Below are 24,742 nucleotides of genomic sequence, written 5' to 3' on the forward strand. Positions count from 1 at the left end.
TTTTAGCCTATAACGCAATGCATGGCTGAAATGTCAACAGACCCTAATATGCGGCGAATTAATGTATTTCTCAACCATATATTTTAAATATTGACATTTTCAAAATGAATACCTGTTTCCACTACAAACTTGACTATAATAATGCAGTCTTGATCGGTTCAATAATTAAGGGAAAAGTGAAATATGTCTGAACACCGTAAACCTGAACAGGGTATAAAACTTCGTGGCGCAGAAAAAGTCGCAAGAATTCCTGTAAAAGTGATTCCTACGGTTGAAGTACCTCGTAAACCAGACTGGATTCGTGTCAAGATGACCGCACCAGAAGAGGTTCAGCGTATTAAAACCACCTTGCGCGCACAAAAACTGCACACTGTTTGCGAAGAGGCAGCCTGCCCTAACCTGCCTGAATGTTTTGGTGGTGGGACAGCAACCTTTATGATCATGGGGGACATCTGTACACGTCGCTGCCCATTCTGTGACGTTGCACATGGTCGTCCAAACGCACTTGACCCTGATGAACCACGCCACATGGCTGAAACCATTTCTAACTTAGGTCTTAAGTATGCAGTGATTACTTCTGTAGACCGTGATGATCTATTAGATGGTGGTGCTCAACACTTTGTGGATTGTATTAAAGAAGCTCGCGCACTCAGTCCAAAAACTTTATTAGAAATTTTAGTTCCTGATTTCCGTGGTCGTATGGATATTGCCTTACGCATCATGACAGAATGCCCACCCGATGTTTTCAATCATAATATCGAGACTGTTCCTCGCTTATATAAAGCAATGCGTCCAGGTTCTGACTATCAACATTCTTTAAATCTTTTAAAAATGTTTAAAGAATACTGCCCTGATATACCAACTAAATGTGGTTTGATGGTTGGTATTGGAGAGACAGAAGAAGAAGTGATTGCTTTACTAGATGACCTTCGTGCACACGACGTAGATTACGTGACCATTGGTCAATATCTACAGCCATCAAAGCAGCATGCACCGATTGATCGCTTTGTAACGCCGGAGGAATTCGAGCGTTACGCTGAACATGGTCGAAAATTAGGTTTTAGAAATATCTGGTCAGCGCCAATGGTTCGTTCGAGCTATTTCGCAGATCGTCAATATCACGGCGAACCTGTTCCTGCGGTACGTCGTAAAGTCGATCCAGCGAAAAAAATTGCAGTTCAAACTGTCGAAGCGTAAGCAATAAATATATCGAAATCGAGAGAGTTTTAAAATTCTCTCGATTTTTTTTGGGTTTTAAACATTATATTTTTTTATAACAATTACTTTAATAATTTAGAGTTTCTTAGCTGCCGTGAAGTTGGTGTGAATAATTACAACTCAAAACTCAAATACGAAAAAATCACTTAAAAACACTAATTTACTTTCGACCTTGCCCCACTTAATCTAACAAAAGTAAATATAAGATTTTTAAATTATTCATTTAAAAATAAAAGTCGAAATCTTTTTCTAAGGCTAGACCCATTACAGCAATCCAATAACAAGAAGCTCGCAGTTAATAAATAACAGGGAATACTTCTCAAAAGCTTCTTATAACCCAAATATGTATCAGGATAAACGACTATGAATAAACGAGCATTAACTTTGACCGCAGCAACTCTGGGTAGCCTAATATTATTGGGTTGTAATAATGATTCTAACAACGATACAGAAACTACAAATACTAATACAGGTGACACATTAATCTTAACAAACAACGGTATGATCAGTTCAATAGACCGAATGATGCCAAATAAAATCGTGTCAAATCTTAAAATTACAGGTCTACAAACAGATGATGAGCTCGTTGGAATAGATTATCGTCCGAAAGATGGGAAACTTTATGCGGTGGGATTATTAGGTAATATCTACACTTTGAATCCTGCAACTGGTTCAGCCACTTTTATAAAAAAATTAATGGCTGACCCTACTGATACGACTGATGGAAATGCAGCATTTACTAAGATTTTAGGCGATGCAAATCTGATTACTGTGAACTTCAATCCAGTTGCAGATCGTTTGAGGGTTATTACAAATACGGGACAAAACCTTCGAATTAATGTGGATACTGGTGCCACGATTACAGATGGCTCTATCAAATTATCAGAAAGCAACCCTACCATTGTCGCTGGCGCGTATACCAATGCATTTGCAGGAACCGGATCAACCAAACTCTATAGCATTGATCAAAATAGTGATCGAATTTATATCCAAAATGCGAATGCTGGAACATTAGGAGTTTCTGCTGCGTTGGGAACAGATATAAACATTAACGGCGGTGGTGGATTTGACATAGATCCTGTAACTAACGTCGGTTTCGCAGCGCTAAAACTCAATACTGGTGCTTATAAATTCTTTCAACTCAATCTAGCAAATGTTGGAACAAGCAATGATGCCATTTTTGCATCTAGTGACCTAAATAGTAACTTTAATAGCATGGGAATTCGCGGTATTGCACTAAAAAGAGCAAGTGATGCCACTGCTCAAGCTTATGGATTGACGGCCAATAATAAATTATTGAACTTTGCTTTGAATAATCCAAATGCGGTTATGGAAAAAACCATTACAGGCTTACTCGTTGATGAGAAATTTATTGGAATTGATTACAGACTCAGAACCACTACGACCAATTCTGGAAAACTTTATGGTCTTACCAATAAAGCAAACTTGTATACTATAAATACAGATACAGGAATGGCTAACCTGATCACTTCACTTAAACCTGCGATGGGTAGTAGTTTCACAACATTAGATGGAACAAGTTTTGCCGTTGACTTTAACCCTACTGCAGATAGACTAAGAGTGATCAGTGATTCTGGACAAAATCTAAGAATTAACGTAGATACAGGTGAAACATCTAAGGATATGAATATTGGCGGAATTGCTGATGCTAAAGTCACTGCAGCAGCATATACCAATAGTTTTGCAACACCAGTTTCAACGCTTGCTACTGAACTATTTGATTTAAATCAAACAGGTAATACCTTAACCAAGCAAAATCCTCCAAACAATGGCACTTTAAATCTCATTGGCAACTTAGGAATCAACCTAGGTATGGATAATGGTTTTGATATTGCGGGTGGTGATAATGGCTTAGCTTTAGCAGCAGTCTCAGGTGCTTCTGGACCTTCAGTGTTATATCGCATAGATCTAAACAGTGATACTACAATTACAACTCCAAGAGCACGTTTAGCAATTAATGTGGATGGAACACCTAATCTAAATGCCTCGACCATAGGGAGTAATAGCACTCCACCTGTAATCGATTTAGCAATCTTATTCAAATAGATAATAAAAAACCGCATCAAATGATGCGGTTTTTTAAATTCAGATAATCAAGCAATATGCTTTTGTACAATAATTGAACCTACAGAATAACCCGCACCAAATGAAGAGATCACAGCATATTCGCCATTATTCACTTGCTCACCTGTACGGTGCATCGCAATAATTACACCTGCTGAAGATGTATTGGCAAACTCATCTAAAATAATAGGTGCGCGTTCTAAATCAGCTTCTTTACCTACAACGAGTTTTAAAATGAGTTCATTCATATTCGCATTGGCTTGATGTAACCAGAAACGTTTAACTTGCTCAGGAGTTAATTCAAGTTTTTCTAACTGTGCAGTAATGATTTTTGCAACCAATGGGCAAACTTCTTTAAAGACTTTACGACCATCTTGGCGGAACAATTTGTCATCAACCACAGCATCTTCACTGCGGTTTAAGAAACCAAAGTTATTACGAATGTTATTTGAGAATTGAGTAAACAAATGAATATCTAAGATCTCATAGCCTGATTTAGTTTCAGTCTCTTCGATAATTGAAGCCGTTGCAACATCACCGAAAATGAAATGTGCATCACGGGTACGGTAGTCTAAATGACCTGAGGTAATTTCAACATTGAGTAATAATACACGGCGTGCACCACATTTCACTGCATCATAGGCTTGCTTCAAACCAAATGTTGCAGCAGAACAAGCTACATTCATGTCATAAGCATAACCTTGGATACCCAAAGCTGACTGAATTTCAATTGCAACCGCCGGGTAGGCACGTTGCATATTTGAACAAGCTAAGATGACAACATCGATGTCTTCTGCGGTAACACCTGCATTTTCCATCGCTTGTTTTGCAGCAATTACACCCCACTCCGCTTGAAGTGAAAGTTCATCATTACTACGCTCTTGTAAACGTGGACGTAAGCGTTTTGGATCAAGAATACCCGATTTTTCAACTACATAACGGCGTTGAATACCCGATGCTTTTTCAATAAATTCAGGGCTTGAGCCACGTAAGGCTTCAATTTCGCCTGCTTCAATCTGAACAGCATGATCTTGATTATATTGTTCTACATAAGCATTTAAACTTTCAACCAACTCTTCATTGGAAATAGATTCGGTCGGGTGGAATAAACCTGTACCTGTTATACGGATGCCCATGTAAAACTCCTGTAAAGAATGGTTCTAGCTTTCATCATCGCTCAGTTTAACCGATTGCTAAACGATCCCATAGTTTTTGTAATCTAGTTGGTGAAATAGGCAGCTTTGTTTTCATCGGCTGAGAAAACAAGGAAATTCTGAGTTCTTCCAACATCAAATACAATTCTTTGATTCTAGGATCATTTTTAAATTTAAATACTTTGTCCATCCATGGATCGACATCATCAATTGCAGCAAGGTCACGTTGTAGATTATTGGGCAATCGGTCTAAACGCAATAGCAACGCCTTCAAATAACGCGGGTATTCCTGCCAAATCTCGGCAGGTCGGCTATAAACAAAGTCTGCCAATGACATTAAATCAAGTTGGTCTTCAATGTCATCCACACTTCGACCAAAGATATTCTGGTCCAATACCAGTAACTCACGGCGAATTTTCTGCCATTGGGTAAAGATTTCCGTGATATCAGTTAAGACCTGCTGGCCATTACCCAAGAAATGCTTTTTGGTGTCCATTAATAATTTTTGGAATTCATCCGCATTTTTAGGCAATTCTTGAATCGAAACCTGCAAAGTTGCATAAACCAGCATTTGCTCCAGTCTCGCCCGTTCGCCTAAAGGCGAATAGGCCAAAGCCAGTGGCTTGGAAATCTGTTTTTTCAATTGGCGGATTAAATCGCCCAACTGCATATGCACAAGGCGAATAATCCCTTCACGATGCTGCTTAATCGCCTCATCCTGATCATTAAATATTTGAATGACCACACCCGACTCATCTTTGGCATCCAACTCAGCAAAGACTTTTGTGGGAACGAGCGCTTGATATTGCTTGACAATAACACCCGTGACTTTCTGCGATGCCTCAAATACAAAACTTTCTGGAAAAGTCTGGAATTCACCCTTTTGCTGTTTCACAGGGCGATGGGTTTCAACCCGACAACGTGCCTTTAACTCATCCAGATCACGCCCTTGCGCAATCAGTTTTCCTTTTTCATCCACTACCTTAATAAAAGGTATTAGATATTGATCAATACGTTCAAAAGAAAAATCTTTCTCTGTAATCTGTTCGCCACGTAAGGCAAAGGCCAAGTAACTAAATAAATGTTCGCGCAAATGCACTGCATCAATGCCCTGCATCAGCTTTTTCGCAGTATCAGGAATCGGCACCAGATTACGGCGTTTATCTTTTGGCAACGCCTTGAGTAAAGCTTCAATTAAATCCTGACGCCAACCTGGAATACCCCATGACCATTGCTTCTCATCGACCTGTGGCAAAGCCTGCACTGGGATTTTAACTGTTGCTCCATCTTCATCATGGCTTGGATCAAAACGATAACTTGCAGCCAAACGCAATTGCCCATTATGTAAATAGTCAGGAAATTGTTGAGTGGTTGGTCGATCATTCATCCACAGTGCATCATCCTCAACAAACAGATAACGCGGATTTTCTGTTTCTACCGTTGCTCGCCAATCCTCAAAACTACGGCGGCTGGCAATTTCCTCAGGCACTTTCTCTGAATAAAACTGGTAAATGGTTTCTTCATCGACCACCAAGTCACGGCGACGCAACTTATCCTCAACCCGTTCAACTTCTTCAAGTTTCAGTAAGTTATGCTTTAAAAATGGTGGCGTAACACCTAAATTGCCTGTAGTCAGTGCGTCACGTAAGAAGATTTCATGCGCCGCTGGTTGATCCACCTTTTCAAAGTTGATTAAACGCTTTGGCTCAATGATTAAACCAAACAGAGAAATCTGTGCATAAGCATTCACAATACCCGCTTTTTTCGACCAGTGCGGTTCAAAATAGTGATACTTCAATAAATCACGTGCCGCCAGCAAAATCCATTCAGGATCAATTTTCGCCAAGGTTCTCAAATACACTTGTGAGGTTTCTACCATCTCAAAAGCCATCACCCAGGCGGTATTGGTCTTATGCAGCGTACTGGCTGGGAACACTTTGGCTTTCTGCTGGCGTACTGCCATAAAGGTGTTACGTTCATCGGTTTTATTAGCAATAAATGAAAGTAAACCTGTTAATAATGCACGATGCAAGTTTTCATAATTGGCACCTTTCTCATTAAAACTAAGTTTTAAACCCTCTGCCAACTCCACCAATTGCTGATGGGTCTGCTTCCACTCACGCAAACGCAACCAACTTAAGAAATGCTGACGGGCAAATTGACGGCGCTTGTTCTCCGACTGCGTATCTGGACTAGTCTGTAAGGTATTCCAAAGCTTTAAATAGAATAAAAAGTCTGAGTCCGCTTCTTTGAATAAAGCATGTTTTTGATCGGCCTGCATTTGTTTATCGGCAGGACGCTCACGTGGGTCTTGAATCGCCAAGGCACTGACAATAATTAGGGTCTCTTTGAGCACGCCAAAATGTGCCCCGCCAATAATCATACGTGCCAAACGCGGGTCAATTGGCATACGTGCCATCATCTGACCGACTTTGGTCAGTTCATTCTTGCGCTCGCTGAGTGCGCCTAATTCAATCAACAGTTTACGGCCATCATTAACCAGACGAAAATCTGGTGGCTCGATAAAATCAAAATCTTCCAGATTGCCCAGGCCAAGACTTTGCATTTGCAAAATCACGGAAGCCAAGTTGGTTCGCTTAATCTCAGGCTCAGTAAACTCAGGACGGCTTAAAAAGTCCTCTTCGCTGTATAAACGAATACATACACCTGCCGCAATACGACCACAACGCCCTTTACGCTGGTTGGCGGCTGCCTGTGAAATGGCTTCAATCGGTAAACGCTGAACTCGTGAACGGTAGTTATAACGGGAGATACGGGCAAAACCGCTATCAATGACATAGCGAATATTCGGAACTGTCAGTGCTGTTTCCGCCACATTGGTCGCAATAATAATGCGTCGTCCTTTCCCACTCGGGCTAAAAATCTTTTGCTGTTCAGCCAGTGCCAAACGTGCATATAAAGGCAATACTTCGGTATGACGTGGACCTTGTTTTTGTAAGGTTTCCTGTAGCTCTCGAATTTCCTGCTCGGTACTGGCAAAAATCAAAATATCCGCATGTTCAGGATGACCCTTTTCTTCGGCATCAGCAAAGCACTCTTCTACAGCCTGAACGACTGCACGGGGTAGATTTTCTTCAAAATCATCAAACTCATCATCATCACTGCCAACAATACTCAGCTCAGAAATAGGACGATAGCGGACTTCTACAGGAAAACTACGCCCTTCCACCTCAAAGATTGGTGCGTCATTAAAGTATTGACTAAAGCGGTTTACATCTAGCGTTGCTGAAGTGACGATAACTTTTAAATCAGGACGCTTGGGTAAAAGTTGCTTGAGATAGCCCATGATAAAATCAATATTGAGTGAGCGTTCATGTGCCTCATCAATAATGATAGTATCGTATTTTGAAAGAAATCGGTCATTGGTCAGCTCAGCCAACAAGATACCATCAGTCATTAAACGGACAATTGAGTCTTGCGAACCCTGTTCATTAAAACGGATTTTAAAGCCGATGGATTCACCCAGTTTCTCGCTGACCTCTTCAGCAATACGCTGCGAAACACTACGCGCAGCCAGACGACGTGGCTGAGTATGCCCAATCATGCCCGTAAGACCACGACCTGCAAGCATGGCAATCTGCGGTAGCTGAGTCGTTTTACCCGAACCTGTTTCACCCGCCACAATAATGACCTGATGCTTTTGAATCGCGTCAATCAAGCGATCTGCATACTGGGTAACAGGTAAATCCTGATTGAGCTTGATCTTGGGGAGACGGGCAAGACGTTGCTTGACTTTGTGGTTAGACTGTTCAAACAGTTTTTCGATTTCTGCTGGTTGTGTTTTTTTATCTTTGCGCAGTCGATTTAAACGGTGACGGTCACGTGCCATAACCCATTGATCTACATTTAAATGACTCTGCACTGAACAGCTTTCCTAGAAAATAAACTAATCGGCTATTTTACGCCTTAAAGCCTTGCTATGCAAAGCAACCACATTTGGTTCTTTTCAAAAACATGCACTATTCAATTGATACACAGGGGTACTTTTGCATTTTCTTATTTTTAAACCAAGCAAAACATAGGTAAAAATCTAAGTGTATATCTTGGTTTTTTATATATTTTTAGATTTTTTCAATTTTACCCTTGAATTTTAACAGCATAGACTGCATGTTGTTAGGCACATTAGTTTTTTAGATATTTTGTCATGTTGGCTTCATATCCATGCTGTCAAATGGAGAAATATCTTTGGGTGAAAGTCGAACTTTATTGAGTTATTCAATTTTCCGATTTTAGTCATGTAAAAATACTATTTCCCCAATAACTAAAAATTATTTATTCTAGACCTCGTAAACAAGTAAGGCATTAGCCTCTCAATAAAACCTCAATCATGGAGACAATGATGAGCTTAATTAATACTGAAGTTAAACCATTTAAAGCTGATGCATTCCGTAACGGTGAATTCATTCAAGTCACTGACGCTGATCTTAAAGGAAAATGGTCTGTTCTTATTTTCATGCCTGCCGCATTTACATTCAACTGTCCAACAGAAGTTGAAGATGCTGCTGAAAACTATGCAGAATTCCAAAAAGCTGGTGCAGAAGTTTATATCGTAACAACTGACACTCACTTCTCTCATAAAGTATGGCACGAGACTTCTCCTGCTGTAGGCAAAGCTCAATTCCCATTAATTGGCGATCCTACTCACCAATTAACACGTGCTTTTGATGTGCATATTGAAGAAGCTGGTTTAGCTTTACGTGGTACGTTCATCATTAACCCAGAAGGCGTAATCAAAACTGCTGAAATTCATGACAATGCCATTGCTCGTGATGTATCAGAAACTTTACGTAAGCTTAAGGCTGCTCAATTCGTAGCAAGCCACCCAGGCGAAGTTTGCCCAGCAAAATGGAAAGAAGGTGAAGCGACACTTGCTCCATCTATCGACTTAGTTGGTAAAATCTAATTCTTTAGATTGAGCAACCTCGTCAGAAGCCACTCTTTTTAGGGTGGTTTCTTTTTATCTGCCTTTATATAAATTTCTCACTCCTCCTCCCTCAGCTTGATAGCAAAATTTTTACAATTCTTATACTTATAAATTTATAGCCAAAATCATTTATGAATTGTCAGCGTGCCCAAGTTGGAGTACTGTCAAATCATGAGGCAAAAGAGTTTCTTATATGGACATGGGGCTGTTGACGTTCCATCTATGCATTGCGTTATAGGCTAAAACAACGCAAACGAGGCATGAAACGCAGGGAATGGTAATCCCCTTGTCAAGTTTCATAACGAAGTTTGGGGCGGTTTTAGCCATAACCCTGCGGGACAGGGACATTTTTTGCCGTTACTGCGTTATGTCTTGCTTACTTAGAGTGACTAAGTTTCGCAAAACATGCCTTGTATCGTCTAAAAAATTTCCTCTGTCGCAAACATGGATGAAATGTCAACAGCCCCAAAGATCAAATCAACAATGAGGGCAAATCTATGGAAAAAACTGTTGTTGTAACCTCTTGGAAATACGATGTTTCTTCACGTTATTTAAAAATATTTTACAATAACGGCTCAGGCGAGCTTTATCATCCCGTTCCCGAATTTATCTACGATAATTTACTTCGGTGTACTGATAAAACCGCCTTTGTACATAAATATCTCGAGTTTGATCTCCATTTTAAGCGACTCTGTATTACAGCCTCCCAATAAAAATCAGCCCGATTGGGCTGATTTTTTGTCATTTTAAGCGGCTTCAATCTGCCCAGCATATTTCTCAAACATTTTTTCTTTCGCCTCTGGATGAATATTCATCTTATTTAAATCACCTTTATAGTGTTCCACCACTCGATCATCCATGATTTTTGACCACCAAGATGGAATAAATGCTGGCAAAATCAAGGCACCATAACCTGCGGGCAACTGTGGTGCATTTTCAAAATGGCGCAGTGTCTGGAAGCTACGCGTTGGATTGGCATGATGATCAGAATGGCGTTGTAACTGATACAGGAACAAGTTGGTCACCACATTATTATTGTTCCAGCTATGTTCTGGCAAGGTGCGCTCATATTGACCATTGGCTTTCTTTTCACGTTTCAATCCATAGTGTTCAATATAGTTGACCGATTCAAACAAGGTGATTGCATAAGCGGCCTGGGTCATCTGGAATGGCACTGAACGCATGCCAAATTTTGCCAACATGGCTGCATGGTAAACGGCCGACATTGCCCAGCCATGAATCAGCTCATTTTCCTTACAGAAGAATGGTCGCTTTTTACGTTCCAAACGGCTCTTTTCAATTTCAATGGCGGACTTGAAGCTACCAATTACGGTACGTGGCAGGAATTTCCAGAATGTTTCACCTAATCGGGATGAGGCTGGATCTTCTGGAGTCGCAACACGACGGTGATGACCATAGGGATGTTCAATACGGAAATGATTATAACCTGAAGGTGCCAATGCCAAATGTGACAGATACTGTTCAAGCTTTCCTGTTTTATGGCTCAACTCATGTGCGGTATTAATGCCAATACCATTCACCATCCCCACAGTCGTTCCAAGTAGAACCTGATCGGCAACAGAGGTATTTTTACGGCTTGCCAAATAGGTTCCATAAATATTTGCTGCATACTGTAATGGGATATACAGTTTCACAATACGCGCATAATACGGATCTGCCTCTAGGCCAGCGATTGCATCAACAGGTGGATTTTCCGTATCTTCACCAATGAATTTGTCTAGTGTCGGAATCACACCATGTAAAAATAATGGACCCAATCCAGCAAAAAATTTCTTGGTTTTCTTTGGGCCAAATTGATAGCCCGCCAGCCCACTCATTGCAATTGCGGGTACAGCCAAACCCAGTAACCACAAATGACGTTTTTTATCCGTGAATGTTGCTGCCTGTTCTACATCGAGTTGAGTATGCATATTCATTAGAAGTTCCTCAATCAAACACAAAATGTCTTGCTTGAACTGATTGTGTTCTTTTGATGCGGATCTATATTATCATTTTAAGACTTGCTATTATCATTTTAAGACTTTACTGGTTTTTTATTGTGCAGAAGCAGCAAATTCCTGTCATTCCATCACGTTATTATTTACGGCTGATTGAAATTTTAATCGGTACACATCAGTACGACCCTCATTTGCTGACAAGCTTAAGGGATGAGCTCGCAAAAACGGAACTTTTATCCATCCAGCAAATTGAACAATTCATCACGGTTGGTTTAAGTCTTCCCAATACACAGGACCTTGCCTTTGAACTGGGTAAAAATTTAAAGCTCAGCTCACACAGTCTGGTGGGATATGCCTTAATGACCAGCCCAAATCTGGAACATGCCTTAAGACTGATTGCACAGTATTTTAGGCTGATCATGCCCAGCTTTAAGCTCACCATTCAGTTTCCAACCAATTCACAAAAGGTTGAACTGTTATTTGAACCGATCTTGCAGATGAATAAACAGTGCCTTGCCTTTCATGTTGAAGCCATCGCAGTGGCCTTTTACTACAGCCTACTGGAACTGGCTGGACAGCAACTGCAACGCTATCAGGTTTATTTAAGCATTCCTGAACCTGTGTATCAGGAACGTTATCTACATTTAGTCAAAGCCAACTTTCATTTTAACTATACGTGGATGTCTGGTATCCGTGTCGTGATTGATCAGCAGCAATTGGCACTGCCCTTGCCCTTGGCAGATGCACACAGCTTAAAGGTGGTTGAGCAACGCTGTCAGGAACAAATCCAGAAAATTTACCATCAGGGCGAAATTGTTGAATGGGTCAGCATGATGCTGCGACAGGCCAATCAAGTGCCGACCTTAACCGAATGCGCCAAGGTTCTAAATATTTCAACTAAAACCTTGCAACGCTATTTACAGCAACAGGGCATCGAGTTTCAGGCATTAAAACAACAGATTAGCATTGAACGCGCTATCGACCTGTTAAAAAATTCAAGTTTTACCATCACCCATATCGCGTATGAGTTGGGTTATTCCAACCCTGCAAACTTCACCCGTGCATTTAATAAAGTGATGGAATGTAGTCCACAGCACTATCGTCTGTCCCGATCCAAAACCCAACAGGCAGATTAAGTCTCTTGAATTAATTTAAAACGTGGAATCACCTGTCCATCCTCAAGCTCAACTGCTTCGCTAAACATGCTGAGTGGACGTACCCATATGGAATAATCTCCATATAAGCATTGATACACCACCAGTTCTTCTTCAGTTTCACTATGGCGGGCTACATGAAATACCTGATAAAGCTGTCCTTTGTAGTGTTGATAGATACCACGCTGTAATGTCACGCTATTTTCCTTTAGGTTATGCTGTGAAATGATTGCAGTTATATAACAATTTTGAATATATTCAAATTTTTACGTAGAAAAATCTTTAAAATGCTTATATTCCATTTTAAATTCAAAAATCCGATTAAACTCATAAAAACATACTGTTTTACCTATTAAATGGTTTTGCGTACTATAGCCTCATGAAATGAATTTAGCTGATTGAACTGCTGAGAATTTGGAGATTTGCATGTTAGACCAAAATATTAAAACCCAGTTAAAAGCCTACCTTGAACGTTTAGAAAGTCCAATCGAGTTGGTTGCCGCTTTGGATGAGTCAGACAAAGCTGCAAAAATCAAAGAGCTTGTGACTGAGATTGCGGAACTTTCCGACCAGGTTACGGCGCGTTTTGACGGTTCAAACGCTCGCCGTCCTAGCTTCGGTGTGGCCAAGGCAGGTGAACAGCCACGTGTGTTCTTTGCTGGCCTACCGATGGGGCATGAGTTTACTTCCCTGATCTTGGCATTGTTGCAGGTGTCTGGCTATGCACCAAAAGTCTCTGATGAAGTATTGAATCAAATCAAGGGTTTAAACTTAAAGGCTAACTTTGATGTGTTTGTGTCTTTAAGCTGCCATAACTGTCCTGATGTGGTGCAGGCACTGAACCTGATTGCAATCAACAATCCAAACACCACCGCCACCATGATTGATGGTTCTTTCTTTCAGGATGAAGTAGAGGAACGCAAAATCCTGGCGGTGCCAATGGTGTTTCAGGACAATGAGCATATCGGTCAGGGTCGTATGACACTGGAAGAGATTGTTGCCAAGCTGGACACCAACTCAGCCGAGAAAGATGCAGCCAAACTCAATGCCAAAGAAGCATTTGATGTGCTGGTAATTGGTGGTGGCCCTGCGGGTGGTACAGCTGCAATCTATGCGGCACGTAAGGGCATCAAGACTGGTATCGTGGCTGAACGCTTTGGTGGTCAGGTCATGGACACCATGGATATTGAAAACTTCACCACGGTACAAAAAACCGTAGGTCCAAAGTTTGCCCAGGACATGGAAGCGCATGTACGTGAATATGGCGTGGACATCATGAACCTGCAACGGGTCAGCAAGATCACAGGTGCGGATCAAACTGCCAATGGTCTGGTTGAGGTTGAGCTGGAAAATGGTGCCAAGCTTGAATCAAAAACCATCATTCTGTCCACAGGTGCGCGCTGGAGAGAGATGAATGTGCCAGGTGAGGCTGAATACCGTACCCGTGGTGTTGCGTACTGTCCGCACTGTGATGGTCCACTGTTCAAGGGCAAGCGTGTTGCGGTGATTGGTGGTGGTAACTCAGGTGTTGAGGCTGCGATTGACCTTGCAGGGATTGTTGAGCATGTGACTTTGGTCGAGTTTGATACCAAACTTCGTGCCGACCAAGTATTGCAGGACAAGCTAAACAGCCTGCCAAACACCACCGTGATCCTGAATGCACTAAGCACAGAGGTTGTTGGTGATGGTTCACAGGTAACGGCATTGAAATACAGGGACCGTGCCACTGGTGTAGAACATACAGTAGAGCTTGCAGGGATTTTCGTACAGATTGGCCTGTTGCCAAACACCGATTTCCTGAAGAACAGTGCGGTTGAGCTGAGCAACCGTGGTGAGGTTGTGATCAATGACCGTAACGAAACCAGTGTCAAGGGTGTGTTTGCTGCGGGTGACTGTACCACCGTGCCTTACAAGCAAATCATCATTGCCACGGGTGAGGGAGCCAAGGCATCACTGTCCGCCTTTGACTATATGATTCGCTCTGGTGTGTAAACCCCTCTGAAAAACTTGTGCACGCATTTACATTTTTCATATGTAAGTGCGTGTTTTTACAAGTTATCAACAAATTTTCAACTTTATTCGTCAACGTTTTTATGTTTATATTTTGGCTATCCATATCGTATTGGATGCCACAACGAAAAGGAACAAACAATGAATAAATTACTTGTTGCATTAGGTCTCGCTGCTACTGTTGCACTTGTAGGCTGTAATAAAGATAAAGCGCCTGAAACAGGTGCAACTACGGGTGAACATTTAGAGCATGCAGCTGAACAGGCTGGTGCTGACATCAAAGACGCAACAGCAACAGCGACTGACAATGTTGCAACTGCGGTTGATAATGCGGGTGATCAAATTGATGCTGCTGCTGATCATACTGCAAGTGCGACTGCTGAAGCTGCTGCAAAGACTGAGGCTGCTGCCCGTGATGCAACCGCAAAAGTTGCTGGTGCGGTAGAGTCAGGCGCTGCTGATGTGAAAGAAAAAGCTCAACAATAAGATTTGTTGATGTAAAAAAGCCTCTGGTCACAGAGGCTTTTTTATGCGTATAGTGGAATTAAGCCAATAAGCCTTCATCACGCATGGCAATTTGTACAGACTGACGCTCAGCGACCTTGTTGCGCAAAGCAACAATATTTGGATATGGGGTTAAGTCATGTTCGATATGATTTGACCAGTTTGTAATTACAAACAAATAGGCATCTGCTGGGCCAAAATTATCATCCACCAGATAATCACACTCTGATTCAGCCAAATAGTTGTCAATGTATTTCAATAAACGATCAACTTCAGCATAGGCTTTGTTTTTTTCATCATCGGTCAATTTGCCAGTGAAAAACACCGCATAGGCATCATGGAGTTCTGAGTTAAGGTAACCCAGCCATTCAAGTACCTTTGCACGCCCCATGCCTGATGGAGGGATCAAGTCCTGTTTTGGATCGTGCTGTGCCAAAAACGGTAAAATGGCCACATTTTCAGTTAAGATCAAACCTGGGTTGATTTCCAATGCAGGAACATAACCTTTTGGATTGATTTCGTAATAGTCTGCACCTTTTGAAGTTTTATGTGTTTTTAAATCTACCCGTTCTAAATCAAAATCTACATTTATTTCATTTAAAATAATATGGGCTGCCAATGAGCAGGCACCTGGTGAATAATACAACTTCATGTTTGATCCTTGTTATCTAACATTAATGTTTTAAAATGCTTCATCCAAACTTTCAAGCTTTGTTTGTTACTGATTTGCAAAAAAGTATGTTTTTGCACTTTTCAAGCATTTTAAGTTGCCATTGATGTCCTGTTTATAAAAATTCTATCTCGATGTTAAGCGCTAAAGATGACGATACCATGTCAAAATCTCACTAAAAATTTGACTTGATCAACTGAACACTTACAATACGGCATTTCTATATTTATATCTCCAGAATCATGTCAAACGATCAGTTAGAAACGCAAATTACGGAACTCGACAATTTACCTGAGCACCGTGAGATTGTGACGTTTATGCGTCGTTCAGCCCCACTCAATACCTCACAACGCACTGCGCTCGAAGATTATCGTGACTTAATTCTGGAATATCCTGTTGGCGACCTCCGTCATCACTTTGAACAGCCAGAGCGTCCGCTCACTGTGGAAATTGGTTTTGGAATGGGTCGCTCACTGGTGCTTATGGCAAAGGCCAATCCTGAACGTAATTTTGTCGGTATTGAGGTGCACGTTCCTGGTATCGCACAATGTGTTTATGAAGCAGGTATGGCGGGATTAAAGAATTTACGGGTACTGGATGCAGATGCAATTCAGGTACTTCGTGAAATGCCTGACAATAGCATTAACTGCGTACAACTTTATTTCCCTGACCCATGGCAGAAAAAACGTCACTTCAAGCGTCGTTTTGTGATTCATGAGCGCATGCAGTTGGTTGAACAAAAGCTGGAGATGGGTGGTACTTTCCACGCGGCAACCGATTGGGAACCCTATGCGGAATGGATGCTGGATGTGCTGGATAATCGCCCGAATCTGGAAAATTTGGCAGGTAAAGGTCAAAGCTACCCTCGCCCTGACTGGCGACCAGTCACCAAGTTCGAGCGCCGTGGCATCGAGTCGGGTCATAAAATTAATGATTTCCTGTTTAAGAAAATTCATTAAATAACGCCCTTAAAATCTTATCTCTGTTCTCATAAGTCATTGGGCGTATACAATACCCCTACCCATCTATCAAATTGATTTGTAGGGGTTGATTGTAAAGATCCTATCACACAGTATAACGTTTGCTTAATCCCCATTCTGCTAGAATACGACGATACAGGGTTGAGGAACGATCTGCCTCAAAATGGGCTTCAAAACTGATATCGAGTGGCAATTCTTCTGGTTTCTGCGCTTCCACCATCTCCTGATCTTCGGCAAAAATTTGCGCATTAAAGTCATAGACCGCCTGTAAGTCTCCTGTGGTATCAAAATTACGGGTCAACGGCACGAACAAACGGGTTTTGTTATGCGATACAGGACAACAGGCATTTAGGATTTTCAATATACCCTCATTGGGGAAATACACAGTAAGAATGGCTGAAAATGGTGGATAAATATCAAATACCCGTTTCCATAAAAAACCCTCTGGTGCTAAATGCTGCATCCCATGCGGATAGTTACTTACATTGCTAACATATTCAGTATTTAAACCATAAGTTGTTCTTTCAGTTTTATATTTGGGAACTATAGGATTGTCACGATCTGCAAAAGCCTGATGATGTACCCATGCAAAATGCGCCACATCAATAAAACCCTCAAGTTGACGACCACTCGACCCTGCAATATCTACATACGGCGGTAAAATCGCCTGATGCTCATCACTTTGCCATGTATCCAATACAGGAATATTGGCAAGACTTTCATCTCGTCCCAAAATACTTGTCCAAACCAAACCATATTTTAAAATCACAGGAAATTTGGTCAGGGAAAAACGATCTGAAATTTTGGTCAAATCAGGTTGTGCAGGAATTTTGGTGCATTTCCCCTCTGCATTGAAATGTAAACCATGATAGGGACAAATAATGGTTTCACCCTCAACCCAACCTTTACTCAGTGGTACACCTCGATGCGGACAAATATCACGAACTAAATGAATGTCACCGCTTTCGGTTTTATAAATCGCCATATTCAGATCAAGTAAAGTGACTTGATGTGGCTTGCTGCTGACATCTTCAATACGGGCGACTGGATACCAATGTTGCGCTAATATTTCCCAATCCTGATCATCAAATTGGCTATGACATGGCTTATTTGGAACGTTAATTAATGGGATTGCATTCATGTTTGGCTCACAATTTTATACGCTAGATCATTGATCTTTTTCTATATGCAGTGTGGAGCACATCTTTTTTTTCGTCTATTAGAATGATTTATATGAATCATTCTAAAAATTAGAACACTTGATGGTTTTTATTGTTATTCTCTTTATCTGCCTCCTAAAAGTAAGGCTGACAAGTTTAACCTCTCCCTAACCCTCTCCTAAAAGGAGAGGGAAATTTGGTATGTTTCTTATGAATCTTCCTTTTTCTCGTTTTGCTGAATATTTTGTGGTGGTTGCCAAAACAGGCAGCCTGAGAAAAGCAGCCGATCAACTTTTTATTTCTGTTTCGGCAGTGCATCGTCAGATTATGCTGGCAGAGGAACAACTTGGCGTAGCCTTGTTTGAACGTTTGCCTAGCGGTCTAAAATTGACGTTGGCAGGTGAATTACTGTATGCCGATTTGCTGAGTTGGCAGAAAGAGTTTCAACTCACCCAAAAACGTTTAAATGAAATTCAGGGCTTGCAACGGGGTTCGATTGATTTCGGCATGATTTCAGCACTGAGCGAAAGTTTTGTCAGTGCTGTGATTCAGTCGATTCATCAACAATATTCATGGATTAATTTTAATATTCGAGTATTGGACAGTGAAAGCGTTGCTGATCTGGTCATCAAAGCTGAACTGGACTTTGGTTTGATTCTAAATCCTAAACATCAGCATCAACTGCATATCAGTGCCTTTATCGAAATGCCGCTTGGTTTCGTGATTCCAAAACAAAATCCTTTGGCTCACAAGGATAAAATTTATTTTTCCGATACAATTGAATTTAATCATATTATTCCAGCCGCCCCCTTAATTATTCATGATCATGTCACTGCTTTATATAAGAAGCATGATTTTAATCCACTGCATAAAATCGAATGTAATGATATTCGGATGATGATTTCATTGCTGAGACAAAATCTTGGGATTGGTATTATGAGTTATTTGGATGTCTATCCTTTGATTGAAAGTGGTGAGTTTGAATTTAGAACAATCAATGAACAAGGGCTGCATCCAATTACGCTGGCGTTATGTGTTGCACCAAAACGGCAACTTTCCCGAATTTCTCAAATCATGATGAATCAAATCGTTGAAGAAATGGAGGCACTAAAATTGCGCATGAGTAAAAATTTTCATTAAAAAATTGAATAAACGCACCAAGATAAAGCATATAAATACATGATTTTATTACAATTAATGATTGACACTTTAAGATAACATCAAGTAATTTGATGTGAAGTTTCACATTTTAATTATTCAGGCATTGATATGGTTGGGCCAACTAAAGAGATTGATTTAACAACAGCTTATCCTCGAGATATGGTCGGTTATGGCAATCATCCACCACATGCACAATGGCCCAATCAAGCCAAAATTGCGGTGCAATTCGTGCTGAACTATGAGGAAGGTGGTGAAAAGCATATCCTGCATGGAGATGAAGGCTCAGAACAATTTCTGTCTGAAATTAGCGGTGTGGACAGTTATGCAGCCCGACATCTGTCTATGGATTCGCTGTATGAATATGGTTCACGAGTAGGCTTTTGGCGCATTCAACAAGAGTTTGCCAAGCGTCATTTACCGATGACAATTTTTGCGGTAGCGATGGCATTACAGCGTAATCCTTTGGTGGTCGAAGCCATTAAAGAATATGAATATGATGTGGTGTCGCATGGTTTACGCTGGATTCATTATCAAAATGTCGATATTGAGACTGAAAAAGCACATATGGCAGAAGCCATGCAGATTTTAAAGGATTTATTTGGACAATATCCTACAGGTTGGTACACAGGACGAGACAGTCCCAATACCCGTCAATTACTGGCTGACTATGATCATGTGCAGTATGACAGTGATTATTATGGGGATGATGTGCCTTTTTGGACAACCCTCTCAAAAGAAAATGGTGAAACTCGTCCGCATCTGATTATTCCCTATACCTTAGATACCAATGATATGAAGTTTGCGTCACCGACAGGCTTTAACCGCAGCGAGGATTTTTTTGAGTATCTAAAAGATGCTTTTGATGTGCTGTATGCCGAAGGTGCAACTTCACCCAAAATGCTTTCGATTGGGATGCACTGTCGAATTTTGGGTCGCCCTGCTCGTTTTAAAGCCTTACAAAAATTTCTGGATTATGTGCAAAATCATGATCGGGTCTGGATTTGTACTCGTCAGCAAATTGCAGAGCATTGGATGAAATATCATCCTGATCAGGGTATATAATTATATAACTCACATAAATTTTTCTAACCATTTTGTATATTTACATAAAACTTTTAACCATTATTTACTATCTTGGTTGGCGGCATGGATGCCGCCGTTGAGCTGTGGCATCAAGGATGTGCCATCAGCTCAACAAAGGGGTTTTGTTACTTTTGCCCAGTCAAAAGTAAGGCTAAAACCTCTACAAAAATAATTTGTCTATAAATAAATTAAGAGGTAATGCCAACTTATAAAATTTATAAATAAAGCCATAGAAATTGATAAAAATTAATTTTTCAATAATCTTAGGCTATTTTACTCATTTGCATACTTCGCTGTTGCAACACTTTGACTGATTGTTTGGCTTGCCAAGCCAACTCCTGCATATCCAGATCAGGAATCTGGTCATTTTCCATCACCATTTTCCCTGCAATAAACATCACTTTGATTTTTGCTCGTCCAGCACTGGCAATCGGCGCAATCGCAACATCATGTAAGCCGAAATAGCGTGGGTCATCCAATTGATAAATCACCAGATCCGCCTGTTGTCCTACCTCTAGCGTACCAACTTGATCCAAGCCTAAACTTTTTGCACCGCCAGCCGTTCCCCAACGGATAATATCTTCAATGGTGGCAGCATCTCCGCCACCCTCAAATAACCCGCCCTCATATTGCGGTTTTGCCAACATCCCTTTTCTGGCACGTTGTAGTAACCATGCCACATGGGTTTCGGACAACATATCGGCTGCTTCATTGGATGCTGCGCCATCAACACCAATCGAAATGGTCATGCCTGCCTGTTCTAATGTGACTAAATCTGCAATGCCACTGCCTAGACGTGCATTACTCTGTGGGCAATGCGCAATGCCTGTTTGAGTTTGTCCTAAAATGTGAATTTCTTCAGGTAATAACTTGACTAAATGTGCAAACCAGACATCACTTCCAACCCAATCATGTTCAGCACAGAACTGCACAGGCGTCATATTAAATTTAGCTTTGGCTGCATCCAAATAATCCACCGTTTCAGACAAATGGCTATGCATACCGATACCGAGCTGTCGAGCAATTTTGGCAGTTTCCCGAAACTGTTGTGGGGTGGTTGAATGTAAACTGGAAGTCGGTGCCATCACGATTTTACGCAATGCGGCTGAATCTGCTTGATGATATTTACCGACTAGACGCTCAATATCTGCCATGTAATCTTCAAACTTCTCAGGGCGTAAAGCTTGTGGCAATTCACTTTCCAAACCACGAGTCAAAGTTGCGCCACCCCGACACAGTACAAAACGCATGCCCAGTTTTTCAGCTTCATCAAATAATATCGCAGAACCATCAAACGGCATCTGCGGCCAATATAGATAGTGGTGATCTGCGACTGTGGCACAGCCTGAACGCAACAATTCAATTAAACCAATCCGCACCGCAATCCGAAAAGTCTGCTCATCAAATGCACCACGAAAACGATAAGGCGTACTGGCAAGCCATGCAGTCAGGCTTTGATTTAACCCCTGTGGCTCACCTTTTAGCAAGGACTGGAACAAATGATGATGGGTATTCACCCAAGCTGGATAAATGATACAATCTTTGGCATCTACAATTTGTTCATTGGCGTGTGCTGTCAGTTGTCCTAACTCAGTAATTTTGCCATCTTGAATACGAATATCAGTTGCTGAACTACGTGCAGCATCACCTGATAAGCCTGTCAAAACAGCATCGGCATTTTTAATTAAATAAGAATGGTGATTGATCATACTTGTTCACTCTCATGCCATTGGCTTAGAAATACACGGCTTAATAATGACATCAACACAAACAATCCCAGACCTGTACAGGTAATCAAAAATAGTGCCGCAAACATTAAGGGTAAATCCAGTTGAAAGCCTGCCTGTAAAATTTGATACGCCAAGCCTGCACTTGTTCCGCCCGCACCTGCCACAAATTCAGACACCACCGCACCAATCAATGCCAAACCACAGGAAATTCTTAAACCACCAAAGAAATACGGCAAGGCATTCGGTACACGTAAACGCATCAGGATTTGCCAGCGACTGGCTTTATTAATTTGAAATAAATTCAGCAAGCCTTTATTGACACTGCGCAGCCCCAAAGTGGTATTGGTCAAAATTGGGAAAACAGCAACCAACATGGCACAAATCACCAATGCCAAAGTGGTATTTTGAATCCAGATAATCACCAACGGCGCAATTGCTACAATGGGCGTGACCTGAAATAAAATCGCATAGGGCATAAAACAGGCTTCAATGAGTCGACTTTGTACAAATAAAAATGCCACCAAAGTTCCAATCACCACCGCACAGGCAAATGCCAATAACGTGATTTTTAAAGTTACCCACAAACTTCCAAGTAATAGACCCGACTGATTCACCATTGCCATGACAATATCACTGGGTTTTGGAATCACATAAATCGGGACATTAAGTTGCTGAAAACTGAGTTGCCAAATCAAAAGCAGTAGAATGCCGAATGTTACAGGCGCAGCAATACGTTGTACGGCAGGATTTTGAATTAAAGGTTTAATCATGAGCATGCCCTCCGCTTGCTTCAGCCAATACGTGAGAAAGATGTGAACATTGTTTAATAAAGACTTCTGAGGTGCGGAATGCTTCATCTCGCTGATAAGGTCCATCAATTTCCATATCAGCCACCACACGACCAGGGCGTGCGCCCATCACAATCACACGAGAAGATAAATACACCGCTTCATAAATGCTGTGCGTGACAAACACCACTGTTAGGTCACGTTCAGACCAAAGCTTGCGAATATCACTATCTAGTTTATGGCGAGTAAATTCATCCAGTGCACCAAACGGTTCATCCATCAACAATAGATCAGGTTCTGTCACCAAAGCCCGTGCCAAAGAAGCACGCATTTGCATGCCACCTGATAATTCACGTGGATAAGCTTTATTAAATTTATCCAAACCAACTGCTTTTAAGGCATCCAATACTTTTGGGGTACTCACCGATTTGGCAATCCCCTGTAAATCCAAAGGCAGGCGCACGTTATCTTCAATATTTGCCCACGGCATTAAGGTTGCTTCCTGAAACACCATTGCCATTTTGCATTGTGACTGAATGTCAGCTTTTCCATTCCAACGCACCTGACCCGCAGATGGCTGTTCCAGATCAGCAAACATTTTCAATAAGGTACTTTTGCCACAACCTGATGGTCCAAGTAATGACACAATCTCACCACGAGCAATATTTAAATCCAGTCGTTGTAAGGCATTAGTGCCATTGGGATAGGTTTTTTCTACACCTCTGACCATCAGCATCGGTGTAATAAAATTTGAGGATTCCTTAAGTGGAGTCTCGATTGATAAAGCTGAATTCATGCGGTTTCCCCTTTAGACAGATGCCCTATTTTCTAACCAGAAGATGCAATGACTTATTTCTTCACAGGATTAAACTGTGTGGTATAAGCCGATTTCCAATTGGTTTTCGCATCGAGCAAACCTGAGTTCACCATAAAGTCTCGTGTGGCTTTCCAGCGTGCATCAGTCATCACCCCAATACCTTTGGTTTTAGCATCGCCACCATCAATCAGTTGTAACTTTTTCATTTGACTGACCGCAAATGCCAGTAGCTCATCATTCATGTTTGGATTTTCTTTTTTAATGATGGCATTACCTAGACGTGGATCAGCTAGATAATTTTTCCAACCCTCCATTGAGGCTTGTACAAAACGCTTGACCACATCAGGTTTATTTTGCAGCACATCATTACGAGTCACTAAAATGCCACCGTAGGCAGGATAGCCTGCATCGGCAAATAGGAAGAAATTGCTCGATGGTTCAGCCTTTTTCGCCTGAAATACTTCTGAAGTGGCATAAGCTTGTTGTGCAACATTTTTGCCTGCTAAAAACGGCTGCATATTAAAGGTATAAGGACGTGCTTGTGATACATCTAGCTTATATTTGCCTTTTAACCACGGCCACCAACTTGCCTGTCCACTGGTAGACACTAGAATGGTTTTGCCTTTTAAATCAGCCAGTGATTTAACATCACTATGCGTTAAAATCCCTTGTGGGTCGAACTGAAACGGTGCTGCCACAGCTTTGATTGGGAAATTACTTTCAATGCCTTTGAGTACCTGTAAATCATAATTGATAATAATGTCAGCACGTTTAGAAAGTAACAGCGTCATATTATTGACTTGTGGTCCACCGATTTTAATATCGACATCCAGACCATATTTTTTATAGATACCCTGCGCCAAAGCCTGATAATATCCGCCCTGCTCAGCTTGCGCATACCATGTGGTTTGTAACACCAATTTATCAGCAGCATGTGTAAAGGAACTGAATAATAACGCACCAGCAATCGCGGTTAATCGTGCTTTGCCTACATAGTGTTGAATTTTCATAAATAAGACCCCTAAATATGTGTGAACTCATATCGCTATTCTTTTAGGGGCAATAAAGCAAATGTATATCTACAGGTTTTCACATACACATTTTCTCTCAAGACCAAATAAATTGACCTTGTCCCCAAAAGAGGAACAGCGAACGCTGTAGAGCAATGTCCCATGTGTTATACACACTAACCGCTTATACTCAGGAATAATTCAGCAAACAACGTGCCAACATTTATTTAATGATATTTTTCATTAAGTTAAAAAATATAGATTTATCTTAAAAAATAATTAGGCCAATAAAAAAACAGTATTTTTCTTATTTTG

General features: G+C 41.1%; 20 protein-coding genes. 10 read left to right on the plus strand and 10 right to left on the minus strand.

The genetic code is table 11. From position 1 onward, the window contains the following. Positions 1 to 183 precede the first annotated feature (183 nt). On the plus strand, positions 184 to 1,197 hold the full coding sequence (lipA, locus tag N5J47_RS01040; protein WP_279958898.1) for a lipoyl synthase: 1,014 nt from the start codon (positions 184 to 186) through the stop codon (positions 1,195 to 1,197). Between the two features lie 384 nt (positions 1,198 to 1,581). Beyond that, positions 1,582 to 3,285 carry a DUF4394 domain-containing protein gene (locus N5J47_RS01045; RefSeq protein WP_279958899.1) on the plus strand — a complete coding sequence of 568 codons (1,704 nt, stop codon included), beginning with the start codon at positions 1,582 to 1,584 and terminating at the stop codon, positions 3,283 to 3,285. A gap of 47 nt (positions 3,286 to 3,332) precedes the next feature. Here the strand turns inward: N5J47_RS01045 and N5J47_RS01050 are convergent, their stop codons facing one another. Beyond that, positions 3,333 to 4,439 carry a beta-ketoacyl-ACP synthase III gene (locus N5J47_RS01050; RefSeq protein WP_279958900.1) on the minus strand — a complete coding sequence of 369 codons (1,107 nt, stop codon included), beginning with the start codon at positions 4,437 to 4,439 and terminating at the stop codon, positions 3,333 to 3,335. A gap of 46 nt (positions 4,440 to 4,485) precedes the next feature. Then, positions 4,486 to 8,340 (minus strand): ATP-dependent RNA helicase HrpA, encoded by a 3,855-nt coding sequence (gene hrpA, locus N5J47_RS01055; RefSeq protein ID WP_279958901.1) that lies wholly within the window; start codon positions 8,338 to 8,340, stop codon positions 4,486 to 4,488. Positions 8,341 to 8,817: 477 nt separating this feature from the next. On the opposite strand from hrpA, the gene ahpC reads away from it, so the two are divergent. Together ahpC and N5J47_RS01065 are read left to right on the plus strand one after the other, a co-directional pair. Then, positions 8,818 to 9,381 carry an alkyl hydroperoxide reductase subunit C gene (ahpC, locus tag N5J47_RS01060; protein ID WP_267979812.1) on the plus strand — a complete coding sequence of 188 codons (564 nt, stop codon included), beginning with the start codon at positions 8,818 to 8,820 and terminating at the stop codon, positions 9,379 to 9,381. A gap of 518 nt (positions 9,382 to 9,899) precedes the next feature. After that, complete coding sequence (locus tag N5J47_RS01065) at positions 9,900 to 10,115, plus strand: KTSC domain-containing protein (RefSeq protein WP_267979814.1); 216 nt, start codon at positions 9,900 to 9,902, stop codon at positions 10,113 to 10,115. A gap of 33 nt (positions 10,116 to 10,148) precedes the next feature. Here N5J47_RS01065 and N5J47_RS01070 read toward each other — a convergent pair whose 3' ends face one another. Next, on the minus strand, positions 10,149 to 11,339 hold the full coding sequence (locus N5J47_RS01070; protein ID WP_279958902.1) for an alkane 1-monooxygenase: 1,191 nt from the start codon (positions 11,337 to 11,339) through the stop codon (positions 10,149 to 10,151). Between the two features lie 122 nt (positions 11,340 to 11,461). On the opposite strand from N5J47_RS01070, the gene N5J47_RS01075 reads away from it, so the two are divergent. Beyond that, complete coding sequence (locus N5J47_RS01075; RefSeq protein ID WP_279958903.1) at positions 11,462 to 12,496, plus strand: AraC family transcriptional regulator; 1,035 nt, start codon at positions 11,462 to 11,464, stop codon at positions 12,494 to 12,496. Here the strand turns inward: N5J47_RS01075 and N5J47_RS01080 are convergent. Beyond that, a complete protein-coding gene (locus N5J47_RS01080) occupies positions 12,493 to 12,711 on the minus strand; it encodes a DUF1653 domain-containing protein (protein WP_279958904.1) in 219 nt (72 codons plus the stop codon). The genes N5J47_RS01075 and N5J47_RS01080 overlap by 4 nt on opposite strands. Positions 12,712 to 12,940: 229 nt before the next feature. On the opposite strand from N5J47_RS01080, the gene ahpF reads away from it, so the two are divergent. Further along, complete coding sequence (ahpF, locus tag N5J47_RS01085) at positions 12,941 to 14,506, plus strand: alkyl hydroperoxide reductase subunit F (RefSeq protein ID WP_279958905.1); 1,566 nt, start codon at positions 12,941 to 12,943, stop codon at positions 14,504 to 14,506. Positions 14,507 to 14,665: 159 nt separating this feature from the next. Beyond that, on the plus strand, positions 14,666 to 15,010 hold the full coding sequence (locus tag N5J47_RS01090) for a hypothetical protein (protein ID WP_267979819.1): 345 nt from the start codon (positions 14,666 to 14,668) through the stop codon (positions 15,008 to 15,010). Positions 15,011 to 15,068: 58 nt separating this feature from the next. Here N5J47_RS01090 and N5J47_RS01095 read toward each other — a convergent pair whose 3' ends face one another. Further along, on the minus strand, positions 15,069 to 15,680 hold the full coding sequence (locus N5J47_RS01095; RefSeq protein ID WP_267979820.1) for a glutathione binding-like protein: 612 nt from the start codon (positions 15,678 to 15,680) through the stop codon (positions 15,069 to 15,071). A gap of 260 nt (positions 15,681 to 15,940) precedes the next feature. Between N5J47_RS01095 and trmB the strand changes: the two genes are divergently transcribed. Further along, positions 15,941 to 16,657 (plus strand): tRNA (guanosine(46)-N7)-methyltransferase TrmB, encoded by a 717-nt coding sequence (trmB, locus tag N5J47_RS01100; RefSeq protein ID WP_279958906.1) that lies wholly within the window; start codon positions 15,941 to 15,943, stop codon positions 16,655 to 16,657. Between the two features lie 106 nt (positions 16,658 to 16,763). Here trmB and N5J47_RS01105 read toward each other — a convergent pair whose 3' ends face one another. After that, positions 16,764 to 17,819, minus strand: coding sequence for an aromatic ring-hydroxylating dioxygenase subunit alpha (locus tag N5J47_RS01105; protein ID WP_279958907.1), 1,056 nt, complete (start codon positions 17,817 to 17,819; stop codon positions 16,764 to 16,766). A 229-nt stretch (positions 17,820 to 18,048) separates the two neighbouring features. Here N5J47_RS01105 and N5J47_RS01110 point away from each other — a divergent pair, with 229 nt between their 5' ends. Next, positions 18,049 to 18,978 (plus strand): LysR family transcriptional regulator, encoded by a 930-nt coding sequence (locus N5J47_RS01110; protein WP_279958908.1) that lies wholly within the window; start codon positions 18,049 to 18,051, stop codon positions 18,976 to 18,978. A 129-nt stretch (positions 18,979 to 19,107) separates the two neighbouring features. Continuing rightward, entirely contained in the window at positions 19,108 to 20,061 is a 954-nt protein-coding gene (gene puuE / locus N5J47_RS01115) for an allantoinase PuuE (protein WP_279958909.1), read from the plus strand. A gap of 284 nt (positions 20,062 to 20,345) precedes the next feature. Here the strand turns inward: puuE and N5J47_RS01120 are convergent, their stop codons facing one another. From N5J47_RS01120 to N5J47_RS01135, 4 genes are read right to left on the minus strand one after another with little or no spacing between them, the layout of a single operon-like run. Next, on the minus strand, positions 20,346 to 21,791 hold the full coding sequence (locus N5J47_RS01120; protein ID WP_279958910.1) for an amidohydrolase family protein: 1,446 nt from the start codon (positions 21,789 to 21,791) through the stop codon (positions 20,346 to 20,348). Next, positions 21,788 to 22,582 (minus strand): ABC transporter permease, encoded by a 795-nt coding sequence (locus N5J47_RS01125; protein ID WP_279958911.1) that lies wholly within the window; start codon positions 22,580 to 22,582, stop codon positions 21,788 to 21,790. Before N5J47_RS01125 ends, N5J47_RS01120 begins: the two co-directional genes overlap by 4 nt. Continuing rightward, the gene (locus tag N5J47_RS01130; RefSeq protein ID WP_279958912.1) at positions 22,575 to 23,396 is read right to left on the minus strand and encodes an ABC transporter ATP-binding protein; all 822 of its coding nucleotides are present in this window, start codon (positions 23,394 to 23,396) and stop codon (positions 22,575 to 22,577) included. The genes N5J47_RS01125 and N5J47_RS01130 overlap by 8 nt, the downstream gene beginning before the upstream one ends. Before the next feature lie 53 nt (positions 23,397 to 23,449). Next, positions 23,450 to 24,427, minus strand: a complete 978-nt coding sequence (locus N5J47_RS01135; protein WP_279958913.1) for an ABC transporter substrate-binding protein — start codon at positions 24,425 to 24,427, stop codon at positions 23,450 to 23,452. Positions 24,428 to 24,742 lie beyond the last annotated feature (315 nt).

Source organism: Acinetobacter sp. GD03645, assembly GCF_029845285.1.
In the GTDB taxonomy this organism is placed as follows: Bacteria; Pseudomonadota; Gammaproteobacteria; order Pseudomonadales; family Moraxellaceae; genus Acinetobacter; species Acinetobacter corruptisaponis.

Bases quoted from the DNA above. Each gene is read 5' to 3' on its own strand.
- N5J47_RS01120 (WP_279958910.1), bottom strand. From the start codon at position 21,791: ATGATCAATCACCATTCTTATTTAATTAAAAATGCCGATGCTGTTTTG.
- puuE (WP_279958909.1), top strand. From the start codon at position 19,108: ATGGTTGGGCCAACTAAAGAGATTGATTTAACAACAGCTTATCCTCGA.
- ahpC (WP_267979812.1), top strand. From the start codon at position 8,818: ATGAGCTTAATTAATACTGAAGTTAAACCATTTAAAGCTGATGCATTC.
- N5J47_RS01065 (WP_267979814.1), top strand. From the start codon at position 9,900: ATGGAAAAAACTGTTGTTGTAACCTCTTGGAAATACGATGTTTCTTCA.
- N5J47_RS01045 (WP_279958899.1), top strand. From the start codon at position 1,582: ATGAATAAACGAGCATTAACTTTGACCGCAGCAACTCTGGGTAGCCTA.
- N5J47_RS01135 (WP_279958913.1), bottom strand. From the start codon at position 24,427: ATGAAAATTCAACACTATGTAGGCAAAGCACGATTAACCGCGATTGCT.
- N5J47_RS01050 (WP_279958900.1), bottom strand. From the start codon at position 4,439: ATGGGCATCCGTATAACAGGTACAGGTTTATTCCACCCGACCGAATCT.
- N5J47_RS01130 (WP_279958912.1), bottom strand. From the start codon at position 23,396: ATGAATTCAGCTTTATCAATCGAGACTCCACTTAAGGAATCCTCAAAT.
- N5J47_RS01110 (WP_279958908.1), top strand. From the start codon at position 18,049: ATGAATCTTCCTTTTTCTCGTTTTGCTGAATATTTTGTGGTGGTTGCC.
- lipA (WP_279958898.1), top strand. From the start codon at position 184: ATGTCTGAACACCGTAAACCTGAACAGGGTATAAAACTTCGTGGCGCA.
- ahpF (WP_279958905.1), top strand. From the start codon at position 12,941: ATGTTAGACCAAAATATTAAAACCCAGTTAAAAGCCTACCTTGAACGT.
- N5J47_RS01105 (WP_279958907.1), bottom strand. From the start codon at position 17,819: ATGAATGCAATCCCATTAATTAACGTTCCAAATAAGCCATGTCATAGC.
- N5J47_RS01070 (WP_279958902.1), bottom strand. From the start codon at position 11,339: ATGAATATGCATACTCAACTCGATGTAGAACAGGCAGCAACATTCACG.
- trmB (WP_279958906.1), top strand. From the start codon at position 15,941: ATGTCAAACGATCAGTTAGAAACGCAAATTACGGAACTCGACAATTTA.
- N5J47_RS01125 (WP_279958911.1), bottom strand. From the start codon at position 22,582: ATGATTAAACCTTTAATTCAAAATCCTGCCGTACAACGTATTGCTGCG.
- N5J47_RS01095 (WP_267979820.1), bottom strand. From the start codon at position 15,680: ATGAAGTTGTATTATTCACCAGGTGCCTGCTCATTGGCAGCCCATATT.
- N5J47_RS01090 (WP_267979819.1), top strand. From the start codon at position 14,666: ATGAATAAATTACTTGTTGCATTAGGTCTCGCTGCTACTGTTGCACTT.